This is a genomic window from Pseudomonas sp. YuFO8 (genome assembly GCF_035065025.1).
Classification (GTDB): Bacteria; Pseudomonadota; Gammaproteobacteria; order Pseudomonadales; family Pseudomonadaceae; genus Aquipseudomonas; species Aquipseudomonas putida_AE.
The window spans coordinates 187,631-203,662 of record NZ_JAXDEQ010000008.1; the positions used below are offsets into that span (position 1 = coordinate 187,631).

The window sequence follows — 16,032 nt, forward strand, 5'->3', positions numbered from 1 at the left end:
TTCAAAGGCGGCTGGATAAATCGTCCAGGGCCGCGCGCAAATCAGTGAACTGGAAAGTGAAACCCGCTTCCAGCAAGCGAGCCGGTACGGCCTTCTGGCCGCCCAGCAAAAGCAATGACAACTCGCCCAGGCACACCTTCAACGCCAGGGTTGGCAAGGGCATGAACGACGGGCGATTCAGCACGCTGCCCAATGTCTTGGCAAACTCGCGATTGCGCACCGGGTTCGGCGCACAGGCATTATAAGGACCACTGGCGCTTTGCCGATGCAGAAGAAAATCAATCAGGGCGATTTGGTCGTTGATATGAATCCACGGCATCCACTGCCGGCCGCTGCCGATAGGCCCGCCCAGCCCCAGTTTGAAGGGCAGCAACAGGCGCGACAAAAAGCCGCCGTCCGCCGACAACACCAGCCCGGTGCGAATGAAGATCACGCGAATGCCCAAACCCTCGGCACGCTGGGCGGTTTCCTCCCAGGCGATGCATAACTGGCTGGCGAAGTCATCGATGACCGGCGGCGAATCCTCGCTCAGTTCACGCTCACCCCCATCGCCGTACCAGCCGACCGCGGACCCCGAAATCAATACCTGCGGTTTCTGTTCACGGCTTTCGAGCCAGGCGAGCAGGGCTTCAGTCAGGGTGATGCGGCTACTCCACAGCAGGGCCTTGCGCTTGTGGGTCCACGGGCGATCGGCAATCGGCGCGCCGGCCAGATTGACGATGGCGTCCACCGGCTCTTGCCCGAGCTCTTCAAGCCGTGCGATACCACGCACCTGGGCACCGCAGATTTTCGCGACTTTTGCAGGGGTCCGACTCCAGACGGTAAGGCGGTGTCCCTGGCTCAACCAGTGTCGGCAGAGCTGACGTCCTATCAAACCAGTACCGCCGGTCAGCAATATGTGCATGACTTCTTCCTCGCGTGGCGTTTTACCCTGATCACTAGTCTATTTTTATAAGCAAGGGATCTTTTGGTATCGGGCAGGCTCTGTGTTTAACAATAGGCCAAGCTGTCAGAACGAGAACGCTGAAAGTTATACCAAAAAACAATATTGTACAGGTTTCAACCCCGGCGTAGTCTGTACAGACAGGTAAACGAGGCCCTTATGACTGTACCTATCGCAATCATCGGCACCGGCATTGCCGGACTCTCAGCCGCACAAGCCCTGACCGACCTGGGGCATGTCGTGCAACTTTTCGATAAAAGCCGCGGCAGTGGCGGACGCATGTCGAGCAAGCGCAGCGATGCGGGTGCCCTGGACATGGGCGCGCAATATTTCACCGCCCGCGACCGCCGTTTTGTCACCGAAGTCCAGCGCTGGCAAGCCAATGGCTGGGTCGCGGAATGGACGCCGCAGCTGTATACCTACCATGGCGGCCGGCTCGATCTGTCGCCGGACGAACAGACGCGCTGGGTCGGCACCCCGCGCATGAGCGCCATCACCCGTGCCCTGCTGGGCGACCTGGAAGTGCATTTCGCCTGCCGGATCACCGAGGTGTATCGCGGCGAAGAACATTGGCATCTGCAGGATGCCGAAGGTTTCACCCACGGCCCGTTCAGTCACGTGATCATCGCCACTCCGGCACCCCAGGCCACCGCGCTGCTGGCCTCCGCGCCGAAGCTCGCGGGCGCCGCCGCCGGTGTCAAAATGGACCCTACCTGGGCCGTTGCCCTGGCCTTCGAGACACCCCTGGAAACGCCCATCGAGGGCTGCTTCGTGCAAGACAGTCCGCTTGACTGGCTGGCTCGCAACCGCAGCAAACCGGGGCGCGACAACACCCTCGACACCTGGGTGCTGCACGCCACCAGTGCCTGGAGCCGCCAGCATATCGACCTGCCGAAAGAAGCGGTGATCGAGCAATTGCATGGCGCGTTCGCCGAGCTGTTGCACGACGCCATGCCCGCACCCAGCTTCAGCCTGGCCCACCGCTGGCTCTACGCCCGCCCCGCCAGCAGTCATGAATGGGCCACCCTGGCCGATGCCGACCTGGGCCTGTATGCGTGTGGCGACTGGTGCCTGTCCGGCCGCGTGGAAGGTGCATGGCTCAGCGGCCAGGAAGCCGCCCGCCGCCTGCATGCACACTTGCAATAACGCAACACCGCGACACTGGCTTGCCAGCGATGAACGATAACGTGGTGTGCTGAACACCGCCGTACCTGGATCGCTGGCAACGTCGCTGAGACAAGCCACGCAAAAACCTGTACAAGAAATTTGACTTGTACACCTTTGAATCTATGATGAACCTATGTTGTACAGCCTTTTAGCTCTGTACAGGTTTAGATTCCGAGGTACTCGATGCCCCTGCCCTCCGCCAAACCAAAAATTGCCATCAGCGCCTGCCTGATGGGTTTTGACGTGCGCTACAACGGCGGCCACAAGGCATCACCGCTGTGCCGCCAGGTCCTCGGCGAATACTTCGATTTTGTCCCCATCTGCCCGGAAGTCGCCATCGGCCTGGGCATTCCACGCCAGCCCATCCGGCTGGTGGGCGATGCTCAGGCTCCCCAGGCCGTCGGCACGGTCGATCGCGACCTCGATGTCACCCAGCCGCTGGCGGACTATGGCCGCCATATGGCGGCGGAGCTAGGCGATATCTGCGGTTACATCTTCATGCAGCAATCCCCTTCCTGCGGCCTGGAGCGGGTCAAGGTCTACCACGCCAACGGCGCCCCGGTGACTGGCGGTGGCCGGGGCATCTACGCCCGGGCGTTCTGCGCCCTGCAAGCGGATCTGCCGGTGGAAGAGGACGGTCGGCTCAACGACCCGGTGCTGCGCGAAAACTTTCTCACCCGCGTATTCGCCTACAGCGCCTGGCAACAATTGTTACAGGAAGGCCTGAGCCGCCGCGGCCTGACAACATTTCACTCACGCTACAAATACCTGCTGATGGCCCACAACCCGATGCAATACAAAATCCTCGGCAATCTGCTGGGCAACATGGGCCAGACCGACCCGCAGGAACTCGGGCCGCGCTACTTCAGCCAACTGATGGCCGCCCTGAAGAAATGTGCCACCCGCCGCACCCACACCAATGTGTTGCATCACCTGAGCGGTTACCTGAAAAAAACCCTCAGCGCCGAGGACAAGCAGGAAATGCAACACCTCATCGGTCAATACCGCCAAGGCATCGTGCCGCTGGTGGTGCCGCTGACGTTGCTCAAGCATCACTTTCGCCAACACCCGGACCCGTACATCGACCAGCAGGTGTACCTGCAACCCCATCCGGAAAATCTCAGCCTGCGAAACGCCATCTGATGAAACCCCTACTCGACAGCAGCGCCAGCGAAGACCTCGGTGCCGACTTCAAGAAGGCCCTGGACGAAGGCTGGCTGCCGATCCGCGAAGTCGCCCGGCAGACCGGGGTAAATGCCGTGACGCTGCGAGCCTGGGAACGTCGCTATGGGTTGATCGTGCCGCAACGCACACCCAAGGGGCACCGGCTGTTCTCGGCTGAACATGTACAGCGCATTTTGGCGATCCTCACCTGGATCAACCGCGGCGTGGCGGTCAGCCAGGTCAAGCAATTGCTCGACACCCCGCAGGCCTTCAGCGGGTTCGTTGAAAACGATTGGCAGGTGTTGCGCCATACCTTGCTGCACGCCGTCTCGCAGCTGAGCGAACGAACCCTGGACGACACCGTCAACCAGGCCATGGCGCTCTACCCGCCACGCACCCTGTGCGAGCAGTTGCTCCTGCCCCTGCTGGCGGAACTTGAACAGCGCTGGCAAGGGCAGTTCGGCACGCAGATGGAACGGGTATTTTTTTACTCCTGGCTGCGTAGCAAGTTTGGCGCGCGCATCTACCATGACAATCGTCAGTTACACAGCGCGCCACTGCTGTTGATCAACCACTCGGACCTGCCACTTGAACCTCACCTGTGGCTCACCGCGTGGTTGATCAGCAGCGCCGATTGCCCGGTGCAAGTGTTTGACTGGCCACTCCCGGCCAGCGAACTGGCAATGGCTGTCGATCTACTGCAACCACGGGGCGTCTTGCTGTATTCCAGCAAAGCGATAAACCTTTCACAGGTGGTGAAACTTTTAAATGGCGCCAGTTGCCCAAAAATGATCGCCGGACCCACGGTGTGCATTCACAACACCGAGTTGTCCGCAATAACGTCAGGGATCGCTGATCTGTACCTGGCCGACAATCCGTTGGCGGCGCACCAGGTACTGGTTCAATGCGGGCTCGTTTAATGGCATTCCAACGGTTCGAGCGGACACCCACATGCAATTGATCTGGCTGCGCAGCGACCTGCGCGTGCATGACAACACCGCCCTCGCGGCCGCGGCAACCCGTGGCCCGACTGTGGCGGTGTTTTTGCTGAGTCCGGAGCAATGGCGTGAACATGACGACGCCGCCTGCAAAGTGGACTTCTGGCTGCGCAACCTGCAGGCGTTGAGTCGTGTGTTGGGCCAGTTGAACATTCCCCTGCTGATCCGCAATGCTCCCCGCTGGGATGACGCTCCGACCGTGCTGCTCGAGCTGTGCCGGCAATTGCAGATCGACACGGTGCATCTCAACGAGGAATACGGCATCCATGAAACCCGTCGCGATGCCGCGGTGGCCCGGGCCCTGAAGACCGAAGGCATCGAGGTCCGCCGCTACCTCGATCAGTTGCTGTTCAAGCCCGGCAGTGTGCTGAGCAAAACCGGTACTTACTTTCAGGTCTTCAGTCAGTTCCGCAAGGTCTGTCATGAACGGCTGCGTCACTCGCTGCCGGGCCTGGTACCTGCACCGGTGGCGCAAGCGCCGCTGAATATAGCCAGCGACGCCATCGCGACGCAGGTCGAAGGCTTCGACGCGCCCCCTGACCGCCTGCGCGCCCTGTGGCCGGCCGGTGAAGACGAAGCCCGGCGCCGTCTCGACAGCTTTGCCGAGGTGCAGATCGACTACTACCAGAGCGAGCGCGACTTCCCGGCAAAACCCGGCACCAGCCAACTCTCGGCCTATCTGGCCGCCGGGGTGATTTCGCCCCGCCAGTGCCTGCATGCCGCGCTGCAAAGCAATCAAGGCGAGCTCGAAAGCGGCAAGGTCGGCGCCGTCACCTGGATCAATGAACTGCTGTGGCGCGAGTTCTACAAACACATTCTGGTGGGCTACCCGCGGGTCTCCCGTCACCGTGCCTTTCGCCCGGAAACCGAAGCCTTGGCGTGGCGCAATGCTCCCGAGGAGCTCGCCGCCTGGCAGCAAGGCCGTACCGGCTTTCCGATCATCGACGCGGCCATGCGCCAATTGCTGGAAACCGGCTGGATGCACAATCGCCTGCGTATGGTGGTGGCGATGTTCCTGACCAAGAACCTGTTGATCGACTGGCGCGAGGGCGAACGTTTTTTCATGCGCCACCTGATCGATGGCGACCTGGCAGCGAACAACGGCGGCTGGCAGTGGAGTTCGTCCACCGGCACAGACTCGGCGCCTTACTTCCGGATTTTCAACCCGCTGAGCCAGTCGCTAAAATTCGACGCCGATGGCCGGTTCATCAAGCACTGGCTACCCCAGTTGTCGGAGCTCGATAACAAGGCTGTGCACAACCCGGCGCAACTTGGCGGACTGTTCGGTGTGACCGGTTATCCTGCTCCGATCGTCGACTTGAACACCTCCCGTGCTCGCGCCTTGGCCGCGTTCAAGAACCTGCCGTCGCGGCAAACTGCCGGGAGCCACCATGAATAGCCGAATGCTGCGCCAATACGAACATCTACCGGTATGGGGCCGGGCGATTGCCTGGCTGCAAAGGAGAACGGGATGAGCCTTACACCTCCACGTCGATACTGGTTGACCGGTGCGAGCAGCGGCATTGGCGCCGCGCTGGCCGAAGAAATACTCAAGACCGGCGCCCACCTGGCCGTCAGCTCCCGCTCGCTGGCGCCGCTGAGAGTCCTGTCCCTGCGCTATCCCGGGCAGGTATTGGTGGTGGCTGGCGACTTGACCAACAGCCAGACGGTACGTGAAATCGGCGAGCAGATTGCCCAGGACTGGGGATATCTGGACACCGTGATCCTCAACGCCGGCAACTGCGAATACGTGGATGCCAAGCAGTTCGACGCCTCGATCATCGAGCATGTGGTGCGCACCAACCTGCTCGCCAGCAGCTACTGCATCGAAGCGGCGCTGCCACTGCTGCGCGCTGGCACGGCGCCGCACCTGGTAGGCCTGGCCAGTTCGGTGACTTACCTGCCATTGCCCCGCGCAGAGGCCTATGGCGCCTCGAAAGCCGGGATGCGTCACCTGTTCGAATCCCTGCGCATTGACCTGGCACCGGAAGGGATCGAAGTCACGGTGGTCAGCCCCGGCTTCGTCGAGACCTCACTGACATCGAAAAACGCCTGGCCAACGGGGAAAGCTGCCCAGCACATTTTCCACGAAATGAAGAACCGGCCTGTGGATATCCCGTTGCCGGGAACGCTCATGGCAACCCTCTGGCCGCTGTCGAAAACGACCGACCGGACCCGGTTGGCGATTGGCAAACGCATGGTACGCAGCAGCCCGCCGATCATGGATCAGTTGTGATCAACAAACTTGCAGTGCACGCCAGCCACTGAGCGTCCGTCAGAGCTTTCACACGGCGCCGGCTGACTGCCTTACACTGCGCGCCATGAAAACCATCCCTCACACACAAATCGCCACGCCGACGGTGACCTGCTCGACCTGTGCAGCCTGCTGCTGCCAGCTCGAAGTCATGCTGATCACCGATACCGGCGTGCCCGAGCGATTCATCGACACCGATGATTGGGGTGGGGAAGTCATGCTGCGCCTGGATGACGGCTGGTGCGCCGCGCTGGATCGCAACACGATGATGTGCACCATCTACGAAAAACGCCCGCTGATCTGCCGGGAATTCGAGATGGGGGCACCGGAATGCATTGAGGAACGCCAAGGCATTTCGACGGCGTATCGCTGAAACTCATTGTGGGAGCCAGCCTGCTGGCGATGGCGGTGTTTCAGTCAACACTAATGTTGAACCTGAAATCGCAATCGCCAGCAGGCTGGCTCCCACAGGGTATGTTGCTCAGGCAGTGATCCTTACAACGGCATCGTGTAATGCAGCGCGTAACTTTCTACGCCTTGGTTGGGACTGGCGATCCCGGCATTGGAATAGTGCGTGGCGCGAACTCCGACTTCATGTCCGCCAGCAAAGCGCAGGCCGACACCTAAACGGTCTTCGAACTGAAACGCGCTGCCCAGGTCGTTGTTTTCCACTTCGGTAGTGGCGAACACCGCCACGCCAACCCCGAGTTCCACATAGGGTTTAACGCTCTCACCGGCGAACTCATAAACAAACACTGGGGAGAACGAAAGGCTGTGGTTGCTGGATTTCTCGTCGCCATCCCAATAGGTGTAGGCGCCGCTCCAGTAACCGGTCAAACGACCGACGTCGCTTTGCCACCAGCTCTTGTCCCAATCGAATTGCATGCCCAGCCGATAGGTCATGGTCGACTCGGGGGTCTGGCCGATCCCGAACTCCACGCCTGCCGCCTGTGCAGTGAAACTGTGCCCCATCAGTGCAGCCGCAATCGCGGCCAAGCAAAATAGTCGCTTCATAGAAACATCCTTTTCCGAACGATTACGTTTGGTGTTTTTTTTGCTCTACGTACCCAGCTATAGAAGTCGACGGTTATTCAGAAGTTCCACCCCAATTGTGCCCCTGCCCCACAACTTGTTTACCCTTCGAAGCTTCGCACAACCCCAGCGTTATTCCACAAGATTGGCAATATATTTGTGAAATGAACAGGATCGGCACTGGTCCAGAACTGCGCAGCACGCGCAGGCCCGGCGGCGAGTAGTTCGCGCTCGGCCAGCAGGCGTTGAAGCTGGCGCGCGACCGCCGCGCCGGTGTCGATCAGGCTGATGTCATCGGGGATCATCTGCTTGAGCAGCGGCTTGAGAAACGGGTAATGGGTGCAGCCCAGGATGATGGTGTCGGCGCCTTCGGCAAGCAGCGGCTCGACGTAACCCTGCAGCAACTGACGCAGGGTGGGGCTGTGCAGATCGCCTTGTTCGATCAAATCGACCAACCCGGGGCAGGGTTGGGTGATCACTCGAACGTCGGTGGCGAATCGGTCGAGCAGCGCGGCGAACTTGGCGCTCTGCAGGGTGCCCGTGGTGGCCAGCACGCCGACCACGCCGCTGCGGGTCGCGGCGGCCGCCGGCTTGACGGCAGGTTCCATGCCGACGATGGGCCACTGCGGGTAATCGCGACGCAGGTCGGCGACCCCCGCGACCGTCGCGGTATTACAGGCCAATACCAGGGCCTTGGCGCCCTGGCCTTGAAAAAACTCGGCCATGACGCTGCAACGCTGGCGGATGAATTCCGGGGTTTTCTCGCCGTAGGGAATGTTCCCACAGTCGCCGAAGTACAACAGGGATTCGTCAGGCAACAAACGCTGGATCTCGGCCAGCACCGAAAGCCCACCGACGCCGGAGTCGAACACGCCGATCGGCGCCTCACGCATGCTTGGGCCCACAGACGCTGCACCCCGGATCACGCTTGACCCGCAATTCGCGAAAGCGCGTACCCAAGGCGTCGATCAACAACAGGCGCCCCACCAGCGGCTCGCCAAAGCCGGCCAGCAACTTCAACGCTTCGAGGGCTTGCAGGCTGCCGACCAGCCCCACCAGCGGACCGACCACCCCGGCCTCGCTGCAGGTCAATTCGGCTTCGCTGCCGTGCCCATATAAACAGTGGTAGCACGGGCTTTCTGCCCGACGCGGGTCGAACACCGACAATTGCCCTTCCAGGCGAATCGCCGCACCGCTGACCAGCGGCTTGCCGGCGCTCACGCAAGCGGCGTTGACCGCTTCACGGGTGGAAAAATTATCGGAGCAGTCGAGGACCACATCCACACCGGCCACGACCGCCGCCAGCGAGTCTTCATCCAGCGCCGCGCGATGGGCGACCAGCGCGATCTGCGGGTTGATGGCCGTCAGGCGCTTGATCGCCGAGTCGACCTTGCTCATGCCGACGCTGTCGGTGTCGTGAATGATCTGGCGTTGCAGGTTGGTCAGGTCGACCGTATCGAAGTCCGCCAGATGCAACTCACCCACGCCGGCCGCCGCCAGGTACAGCGCCACCGGCGCGCCAAGCCCGCCGAGGCCGATGATCAGCACGCGGCTTTCCTTGAGTCGCAACTGGCCGTCGATATCAATGTGCTGCAACAGAATCTGCCGGCTGTAACGCAGCAATTCCTGATCATTCAGCATGGCAGGCACCCCAGGCTTATGCGTTGATGACCGCCCAGGTCGGTGCGGCTGTGCACCTGTTCGAAACCATGGGTCAGCAGCAGATCGCGCACCGCCTCGGCCTGATCGTAACCGTGCTCGAGCATCAGCCAGCCGCCCGCGTCCAGATGGTCCGGCGCCTGGGCAATGATCAAGCGCAAATCGTCGAGCCCGTCGACACCCGCCACCAGGGCGCTGGCCGGTTCGAAACGCACGTCGCCTTCCACCAGGTGCGGATCGGCGGACGCGATATAGGGCGGATTGCTGATGATCAGTTGAAAACGTTGACCTTGCAGGGCGCTGAACCAATGACTGCTCAGCACCGTGGCATTGCTCAGGTGCAAGCGCTGGCGATTGCGCTCGGCCAGGGCCACGGCTTCCAGCACACGATCCACAGCGGTGACCTTCCATGCCGGACGTTCGCTGGCCAGGGCCAGGGCAATCGCGCCGCTGCCAGTGCCCAGGTCGAGAACTTTGGCGGGCGTGGCCGGCAACAGTTCTAGCGCGGCTTCCACCAGCAACTCGGTGTCCGGGCGCGGAATCAGGGTGTGCGGTGCGACTTCCAGGTCGAGTTTCCAGAAACCTTGCTGGCCAAGAATGTACGCCACCGGCTCACCGCTGCGGCGACGCTGCAAATAGTCGGCGAAGGTCAACGCCGCTTCGCTCGGCACGATGCGTTCCGGCCAGGTGTGCAGGAAGCTGCGGGACTTGCCCAGCGCCGCCGCCAGCAACAACTCGGCATCCAGGCGCGCCGTGGGCGAGTCGGGCAGATCGGCCGCGCGCAACAGACTGGCAATGATCGTCATTTACTCACCTATGGCGGCCAGTTGATCGGCCTGGTACTCGGCCAGCAACGGCTCGATCACTGCATCGACGCCCCCGGCGAGGATTTCGTCGAGGGAATACAGGGTCAGGTTGACCCGGTGGTCGGTGACCCGGCCCTGGGCGAAGTTGTAGGTGCGGATGCGTTCCGAGCGATCCCCCGAACCCACCAGCAATTTACGCTCGCTGGCGATGGCATTGGCGGCGGCACTGGTCTGCTGGTCGTTGAGCTTGGCCGACAGCCAGGACATCGCCCGGGCGCGGTTCTTGTGCTGCGAACGTTCTTCCTGGCACTCGACCACGATGCCGGACGGCAAGTGGGTGATGCGAATCGCCGAATCGGTCTTGTTCACGTGCTGACCGCCCGCACCGGAGGAACGATAGGTATCGATGCGCAAGTCCGCCGGGTTGATCTCGATCGCTTCCTGTTCGTCCGGCTCGGGCAATACCGCCACGGTGCAGGCCGAGGTGTGGATACGCCCCTGGGACTCGGTCGCCGGTACGCGTTGCACGCGGTGGGCGCCGGACTCGAACTTCAGCTTGCCGTAGACGTTGTCGCCCTCGACGCGCGCGATGACTTCCTTGTAGCCGCCGTGTTCACCCTCGTTTTCCGAGAGGATCTCCACCCGCCAGCCGCGCCGCTCGGCGTAACGCGAATACATGCGGAACAGGTCGCCGGAGAAAATCGCCGCTTCGTCACCGCCGGTGCCCGCGCGGATTTCGAGGAACACGTTGCGCCCGTCGTTCGGGTCCTTGGGCAGCAACATGCGTTGCAGATTGGCTTCCAGTTCGACCAGGCGTTCCTTGGCCTCGCGGACTTCTTCCACGGCCATTTCGCGCATGTCCGGGTCGCTGTCCTTGAGCAAGGCCTGGGCGCCTTCGAGGTCGCCCTGCACTTTAAGCAGCTGTTTATAGGTTTCGACGATCGGCTCGACTTCCGCGTACTCCTTGGAATAGGCGCGGAACTTGTTCTGATCGGAAATGACCTCGCCATCGCCAAGCAAGGCGGTCAATTCCTCGAAACGGTCCTGGAGGATGTCCAGCTTATTGAGCAGTGACGCTTTCATTGCGGTTTCTTATCCGAAAAGCTATCCGATGAGCCCTCACCGAGGGCAAAGAGTTCCTGGGCCATCGCCAGCGCATCGAGGCGACCTTCGGCAGAGAGCTTTTTCAACTGCACGCTCGGTGCGTGCAAGAGTTTATTGGTCAAGCCGCGTGCCAATTGCACCAGCACCTCTTCGGCGCTGCTGCCGTTGGCCAGCAGGCGCTGGGCCTTTTGCAATTCTTCGTCGCGCAGGCGTTCGCTCTGTTGACGATAGGCCTTGAGCACGTCGACCGCCGCCAGTTCGCGCAGGCGTACCATGAAATCTTCGGCGCCGACCGAGACCATCTCTTCCGCGGCCTGGGCTGCGCCCTGGCGACTCTTGAGGTTCTCGGCGACCACTTCGTGGAGATCGTCGACGCTATACAGGTAGACGTCGTCCAATTCGCCGACTTCTGGCTCGATATCACGCGGTACGGCGATATCGACCATGAAGATCGGCTTGTGCTTGCGCAGCTTCAGGGCGCTTTCGACAGCGCCCTTGCCAAGGATCGGCAACTGGCTGGCGGTGGAACTGATGACGATGTCGCTGCGCACCAGCTCCGCCGGGATGTCCGACAGCAGCACCGCATGGGCGCCGAACTGCTCGGCCAGGATGCTCGCGCGCTCCAGTGTACGGTTGGCGACCACGATACGCTTTACGCCCAGGTCATGCAGGTGGCGGGCGACCAGGGTGATGGTCTCGCCGGCGCCGATCAGCAAGGCCTGGCTGCGTTGCAGGTCACTGAAAATCTGTTTGGCCAGGCTGACCGCGGCAAACGCCACGGACACCGGGTTCTCGCCAATGGCGGTGTCGGTGCGCACTTGCTTGGCCGCATTGAACGTGGCCTGGAACAGGCGCCCGAGCAACGGTCCGATGGTCCCGGCCTCCCGCGCGACGGCGTAGGCGGATTTCATCTGGCCGAGGATCTGCGGTTCGCCCAACACCAGCGAATCGAGCCCGGAGGCGACCCGCATCATGTGACGAACTGCCGCATCGTCTTCGTGCACATAAGCGCTCGCGCGCAGCTCATCGAGGCTCAAATGATGATATTCGGCCAGCCAGCGCAGCACGGTATCGGCCGACAGGTGATCCTGTTCTATATAGAGTTCACTGCGATTGCAGGTGGAGAGGATCGCAGCTTCGCGGCTGTCGGTGAGTCGGCAGAGCTGCTGCAAGGCCTCAACCAGCTGCTCAGGGGTAAAGGCCACGCGCTCGCGGACGTCTACTGAAGCAGTCTTGTGGTTAATACCGAGTGCAAGGAAGGCCATTCAAGGTCGCTGGTGGTGACGTGAAGCCGGCAATTGTCCTACTTCGACACATGGAGAACAACTACTCGATATCTATTGGCCTGGTAGGTGATGCCGCGAATTGCGAGCGGTTCTCGTTTACACAGATTTTGATCCGCACACCGCTCGCTGCAGGCGCCGGCTTGCTGGCGATGGACTTGCAGGCGCCGCGTCCTTTCCAGAATAAATGCGTCATCGTTCACCACCATCGCCAGCAAGCCGGCTCCTACAGGGGAGCGCGCTCACTTGAAATCAGTTCGGCGGTTATGTTTGACGTAAGGCTTGTGTCATGATGATCCGACCGCAGGTTAGTCGTCCTCTTCCTATATGAATAGATCTTCCGCGTTGCTCCTTGCCCTTGTCTTTCTCAGCGGCTGCCAGGCCCTGGCCCCCGCGTCGACGGACGACCCGTCGCCGGTCGAAGACACCACGGTGGCCCCTGAAAAGCCCAAGGTCTACAGCTCGTTCAGCGAAGACACCGTCTTCAGTCTGTTGAGCGCGGAACTGGCTGGCCAGCGCAATCGTTTCGACATCGCCCTGGACAACTACGTGACCCAGGCCATCAACACCCAGGATCCGGGCATCTCCGAGCGGGCCTTCCGCATTGCCGAGTACCTGGGCGCCGACCAGGCCGCCCTGGACACGGCACTGATCTGGGCGAAAAACGCGCCGGACGACCTTGAGGCCCAGCGGGCCGCCGCCGTGCAACTGGCGCGCGCCGGGCGCTATGACGACTCCATGGTCTATATGGAGAAGGTGCTGCAGGGCAAGGGCGATACCCATTTCGACTTCCTCGCGCTGTCCGCGGCCGATACCGACCAGGACACGCGCAACGGCCTGATGAAAAGTTTCGACCGCTTGCTGCAGCGCCACCCGAACAACGGCCAGCTGATTTTCGGCAAGGCCTTGCTGCTGCAACAGGATGGCGACACAAAAGGCGCGCTGACCCTGCTGGAAGACAATCCACCGGACGACGGCGAAATCGCCCCGATCCTGCTGCGTGCGCGCCTGCTGCAATCCCTGGATCGCGGTGACGAAGCTTTGCCGCTGCTGCAAAAAAGCATCAGGAAATACCCGGACGACAAGCGCCTGCGCCTGACCTACGCGCGCATGCTGGTCGAACAGGACCGCATGGATGACGCCAAGGCCGAGTTCTCCAGCCTGGTGCAGCAATACCCGGATGACGACGACCTGCGTTATTCGCTGGCGCTGGTGTGCCTTGAGGCCAAGGCCTGGGACGAGGCCAAGGGCTACCTGGAAGACCTGATCGCCCGTGACAGCCACGTCGACTCGGCGCACCTGAACCTGGGGCGCATCGCCGAAGAACGCAACGATCCACAAGGTGCGCTGATCGAGTACGCCAAGGTCGGGCCGGGTAACGATTACCTGCCAGCGCAACTGCGCCAGGCCGATATCCTGATGGGCAACGGCAGGACCGCCGAAGCGCAAAAACGCCTCGCTGCCCAACGCGACGAGCAACCGGACTACGTGATCCAGTTGTATCTGATCGAAGCCGAAACCCTGTCGGCCAACAAACAGGGGGACAAGGCCTGGAAAGTCCTGGAACAGGCGCTGCAGCAATACCCGGATGACCTGAATCTGCTGTACACCCGGGCCATGCAGGCGGAAAAACGCAATGACCTGGCCCAGATGGAAAAAGACCTGCGCCTGATCATCAAGCGCGACCCGGACAACGCCATGGCATTGAACGCCCTCGGCTATACCCTGTCTGACCGCACGACGCGCTACGCCGAAGCCAAGGCGCTGATCGAGCAAGCGCACCAGATCAGTCCGGAAGACCCGGCGGTGCTCGACAGCCTCGGCTGGGTGAATTACCGCATGGGCAATCTCGACGAAGCCGAGCGTCTGCTGCGCCAGGCCCTGGAGCGTTTCCCCGACCAGGAAGTCGCCGCTCACCTGGGCGAAGTCCTGTGGGCCAATGGCAAGCAAACCGAAGCCCGGCAAATCTGGGGCAAATTCCTCAAGGAACAACCCGACAGCCCTACCCTGCGCAGTACCATCAAGCGCCTGACCGGATCAGAGACTCTTTAAGATTATGTTTTTGCGCCACTTCATTGTTTTCAGTTTCATCGCCTTGCTCGCCGGTTGTGCGGGCTTCGGTGCCCGCGAGTCGGTCGAGGGCCACGGAGACCCCGCCCAATGGCGCCAGCACAAACAGCAGCTGGCGAGCCTTGATGGCTGGCAGATCGACGGCAAGATCGGCATTCGCGCGCCGAAAGATTCCGGCAGCGGCACGCTGTTCTGGCTGCAACGCCAGGATTACTACGACATTCGTCTCTCCGGCCCCTTGGGTCGCGGGGCGGCGCGCCTGACCGGACGCCCGGGCAAGGTTTCCCTGGAAGTCGCCAACCAGGGTCGCTACGAAGCGGCGTCCCCGGATGCCCTGCTCGAAGAGCAGCTTGGCTGGAAGCTGCCGGTTTCCAACCTGGCCTGGTGGGTCCGCGGACTGCCGGCGCCGGACAGCAAAAGCCGCTTGACCCTCGATGGCAATAGCCGCCTGGCCAGTCTCGAACAGGACGGCTGGCAGGTCGAATACACGGCCTACACCGAGCAAAACGGCTACTGGCTGCCTGAGCGGATCAAATTGCACGGCACCGACCTGGATGTCACGCTGGTGATCAAGGCCTGGCAACCGCGCAAGTTGGGGCAATGAAATGCCAGCCAAGCAACTGACCCTGCCCTCCCCGGCCAAGCTCAATTTGATGCTGCACATTCTGGGTCGCCGTGAAGACGGTTACCACGAATTGCAGACGCTGTTTCAGTTTCTCGACTACGGTGACGAAATCACCTTCGCCGTGCGCGACGACGGCGTCATTCGCCTGCACACCGAGTTCGAAGGCGTGCCCCACGACAGCAACCTGATCGTCAAGGCGGCGAAAAAACTCCAGGCGCAATCCGGCTGTTCGCTCGGCATCGATATCTGGATCGACAAGGTCCTGCCCATGGGCGGCGGCATCGGCGGCGGCAGTTCGAATGCCGCCACCACCCTGCTCGGCCTCAATCATCAGTGGCAATTGGGTTGGGATGAAGACCGGCTGGCTGCACTGGGCCTGACGCTGGGCGCTGACGTCCCGGTTTTCGTTCGCGGGCATGCGGCGTTCGCCGAGGGCGTGGGGGAAAAACTGACCCCTGTCGACCCGGAAGAACCCTGGTATCTCGTGCTCGTACCGCAAGTCTCTGTAAGTACGGCAGAAATTTTTTCAGATCCGTTGTTGACACGTAACACGCCGCCCATTAAAGTGCGCCCCGTTCCCAAGGGAAACAGTCGAAATGACTGCTTGCCGGTGGTAGCAAGGCGTTATCCAGAGGTACGTAACGCATTGAATTTGCTAGGTAAATTTACCGAAGCAAAACTCACCGGAACTGGAAGTTGTGTGTTTGGGGGCTTCCCAAGCAAAGCTGAAGCTGATAAAGTCTCGGCCCTTCTTACAGAGACCCTTACAGGGTTTGTAGCAAAAGGAAGCAACATTTCGATGTTGCACCGCAAGCTGCAAGGTCTGCTCTAAAAGAACCGATTACTGGGTAATCGTTGCAACAGATACAGGGGCGTCGCCAAGCGGTAAGGCAGCAGGTTTTGATCCTGCCATGCGTTGGTTCGAAT

Annotated in this window: 16 protein-coding genes; 9 read left to right on the top strand and 7 right to left on the bottom strand. The window is 61.3% G+C overall.

All coding sequences use genetic code 11. From position 1 onward, the window contains the following. Position 1: 1 nt before the first annotated feature. Positions 2-904, bottom strand: coding sequence for a TIGR01777 family oxidoreductase (locus tag SOP95_RS10095; protein WP_323606990.1), 903 nt, complete (start codon positions 902-904; stop codon positions 2-4). Positions 905-1,102: 198 nt separating this feature from the next. Between SOP95_RS10095 and SOP95_RS10100 the strand changes: the two genes are divergently transcribed. From SOP95_RS10100 to SOP95_RS10125, 6 genes are all read left to right on the top strand, one after another. Next, positions 1,103-2,089, top strand: coding sequence for an NAD(P)/FAD-dependent oxidoreductase (locus SOP95_RS10100; protein ID WP_274074172.1), 987 nt, complete (start codon positions 1,103-1,105; stop codon positions 2,087-2,089). Positions 2,090-2,293: 204 nt separating this feature from the next. After that, complete coding sequence (locus tag SOP95_RS10105; protein WP_323606991.1) at positions 2,294-3,253, top strand: YbgA family protein; 960 nt, start codon at positions 2,294-2,296, stop codon at positions 3,251-3,253. Further along, on the top strand, positions 3,253-4,194 hold the full coding sequence (locus SOP95_RS10110) for a MerR family transcriptional regulator (RefSeq protein ID WP_274074170.1): 942 nt from the start codon (positions 3,253-3,255) through the stop codon (positions 4,192-4,194). The genes SOP95_RS10105 and SOP95_RS10110 overlap by 1 nt, the downstream gene beginning before the upstream one ends. Before the next feature lie 31 nt (positions 4,195-4,225). Beyond that, complete coding sequence (gene phrB / locus SOP95_RS10115) at positions 4,226-5,671, top strand: deoxyribodipyrimidine photo-lyase (protein WP_323606993.1); 1,446 nt, start codon at positions 4,226-4,228, stop codon at positions 5,669-5,671. Between the two features lie 72 nt (positions 5,672-5,743). Continuing rightward, positions 5,744-6,508 carry an SDR family NAD(P)-dependent oxidoreductase gene (locus SOP95_RS10120; RefSeq protein WP_323606994.1) on the top strand — a complete coding sequence of 255 codons (765 nt, stop codon included), beginning with the start codon at positions 5,744-5,746 and terminating at the stop codon, positions 6,506-6,508. Positions 6,509-6,593: 85 nt separating this feature from the next. Next, entirely contained in the window at positions 6,594-6,899 is a 306-nt protein-coding gene (locus SOP95_RS10125) for a YkgJ family cysteine cluster protein (RefSeq protein ID WP_274074167.1), read from the top strand. Between the two features lie 122 nt (positions 6,900-7,021). Here SOP95_RS10125 and SOP95_RS10130 read toward each other — a convergent pair whose 3' ends face one another. The 6 genes from SOP95_RS10130 to hemA all read right to left on the bottom strand — a co-directional run bounded on the left by SOP95_RS10130 (position 7,022) and on the right by hemA (position 12,392). Further along, complete coding sequence (locus tag SOP95_RS10130) at positions 7,022-7,540, bottom strand: acyloxyacyl hydrolase (RefSeq protein ID WP_274074166.1); 519 nt, start codon at positions 7,538-7,540, stop codon at positions 7,022-7,024. A gap of 119 nt (positions 7,541-7,659) precedes the next feature. Continuing rightward, on the bottom strand, positions 7,660-8,451 hold the full coding sequence (gene murI / locus SOP95_RS10135) for a glutamate racemase (protein ID WP_323606996.1): 792 nt from the start codon (positions 8,449-8,451) through the stop codon (positions 7,660-7,662). Continuing rightward, entirely contained in the window at positions 8,444-9,199 is a 756-nt protein-coding gene (locus tag SOP95_RS10140; protein WP_323606997.1) for a molybdopterin-synthase adenylyltransferase MoeB, read from the bottom strand. Before SOP95_RS10140 ends, murI begins: the two co-directional genes overlap by 8 nt. Further along, positions 9,193-10,023 (bottom strand): peptide chain release factor N(5)-glutamine methyltransferase, encoded by an 831-nt coding sequence (prmC, locus tag SOP95_RS10145; RefSeq protein ID WP_323606998.1) that lies wholly within the window; start codon positions 10,021-10,023, stop codon positions 9,193-9,195. The genes SOP95_RS10140 and prmC overlap by 7 nt, the downstream gene beginning before the upstream one ends. Beyond that, a complete protein-coding gene (gene prfA / locus SOP95_RS10150; protein ID WP_020799741.1) occupies positions 10,024-11,106 on the bottom strand; it encodes a peptide chain release factor 1 in 1,083 nt (360 codons plus the stop codon). After that, positions 11,103-12,392, bottom strand: a complete 1,290-nt coding sequence (gene hemA, locus SOP95_RS10155) for a glutamyl-tRNA reductase (RefSeq protein WP_274074162.1) — start codon at positions 12,390-12,392, stop codon at positions 11,103-11,105. The genes prfA and hemA overlap by 4 nt, the downstream gene beginning before the upstream one ends. 345 nt (positions 12,393-12,737) lie before the next feature. On the opposite strand from hemA, the gene SOP95_RS10160 reads away from it, so the two are divergent. The 3 genes from SOP95_RS10160 to ispE are packed head-to-tail and all read left to right on the top strand — an operon-like array spanning position 12,738 to position 15,937. After that, entirely contained in the window at positions 12,738-14,462 is a 1,725-nt protein-coding gene (locus SOP95_RS10160) for a tetratricopeptide repeat protein (RefSeq protein WP_274074161.1), read from the top strand. A gap of 4 nt (positions 14,463-14,466) precedes the next feature. Next, positions 14,467-15,084, top strand: a complete 618-nt coding sequence (lolB, locus tag SOP95_RS10165; protein ID WP_323607000.1) for a lipoprotein insertase outer membrane protein LolB — start codon at positions 14,467-14,469, stop codon at positions 15,082-15,084. Between the two features lies 1 nt (position 15,085). Next, positions 15,086-15,937: a 4-(cytidine 5'-diphospho)-2-C-methyl-D-erythritol kinase gene (gene ispE, locus SOP95_RS10170; RefSeq protein WP_323607002.1), complete on the top strand. Its 852-nt coding sequence runs from the start codon at positions 15,086-15,088 to the stop codon at positions 15,935-15,937. Positions 15,938-16,032 lie beyond the last annotated feature (95 nt).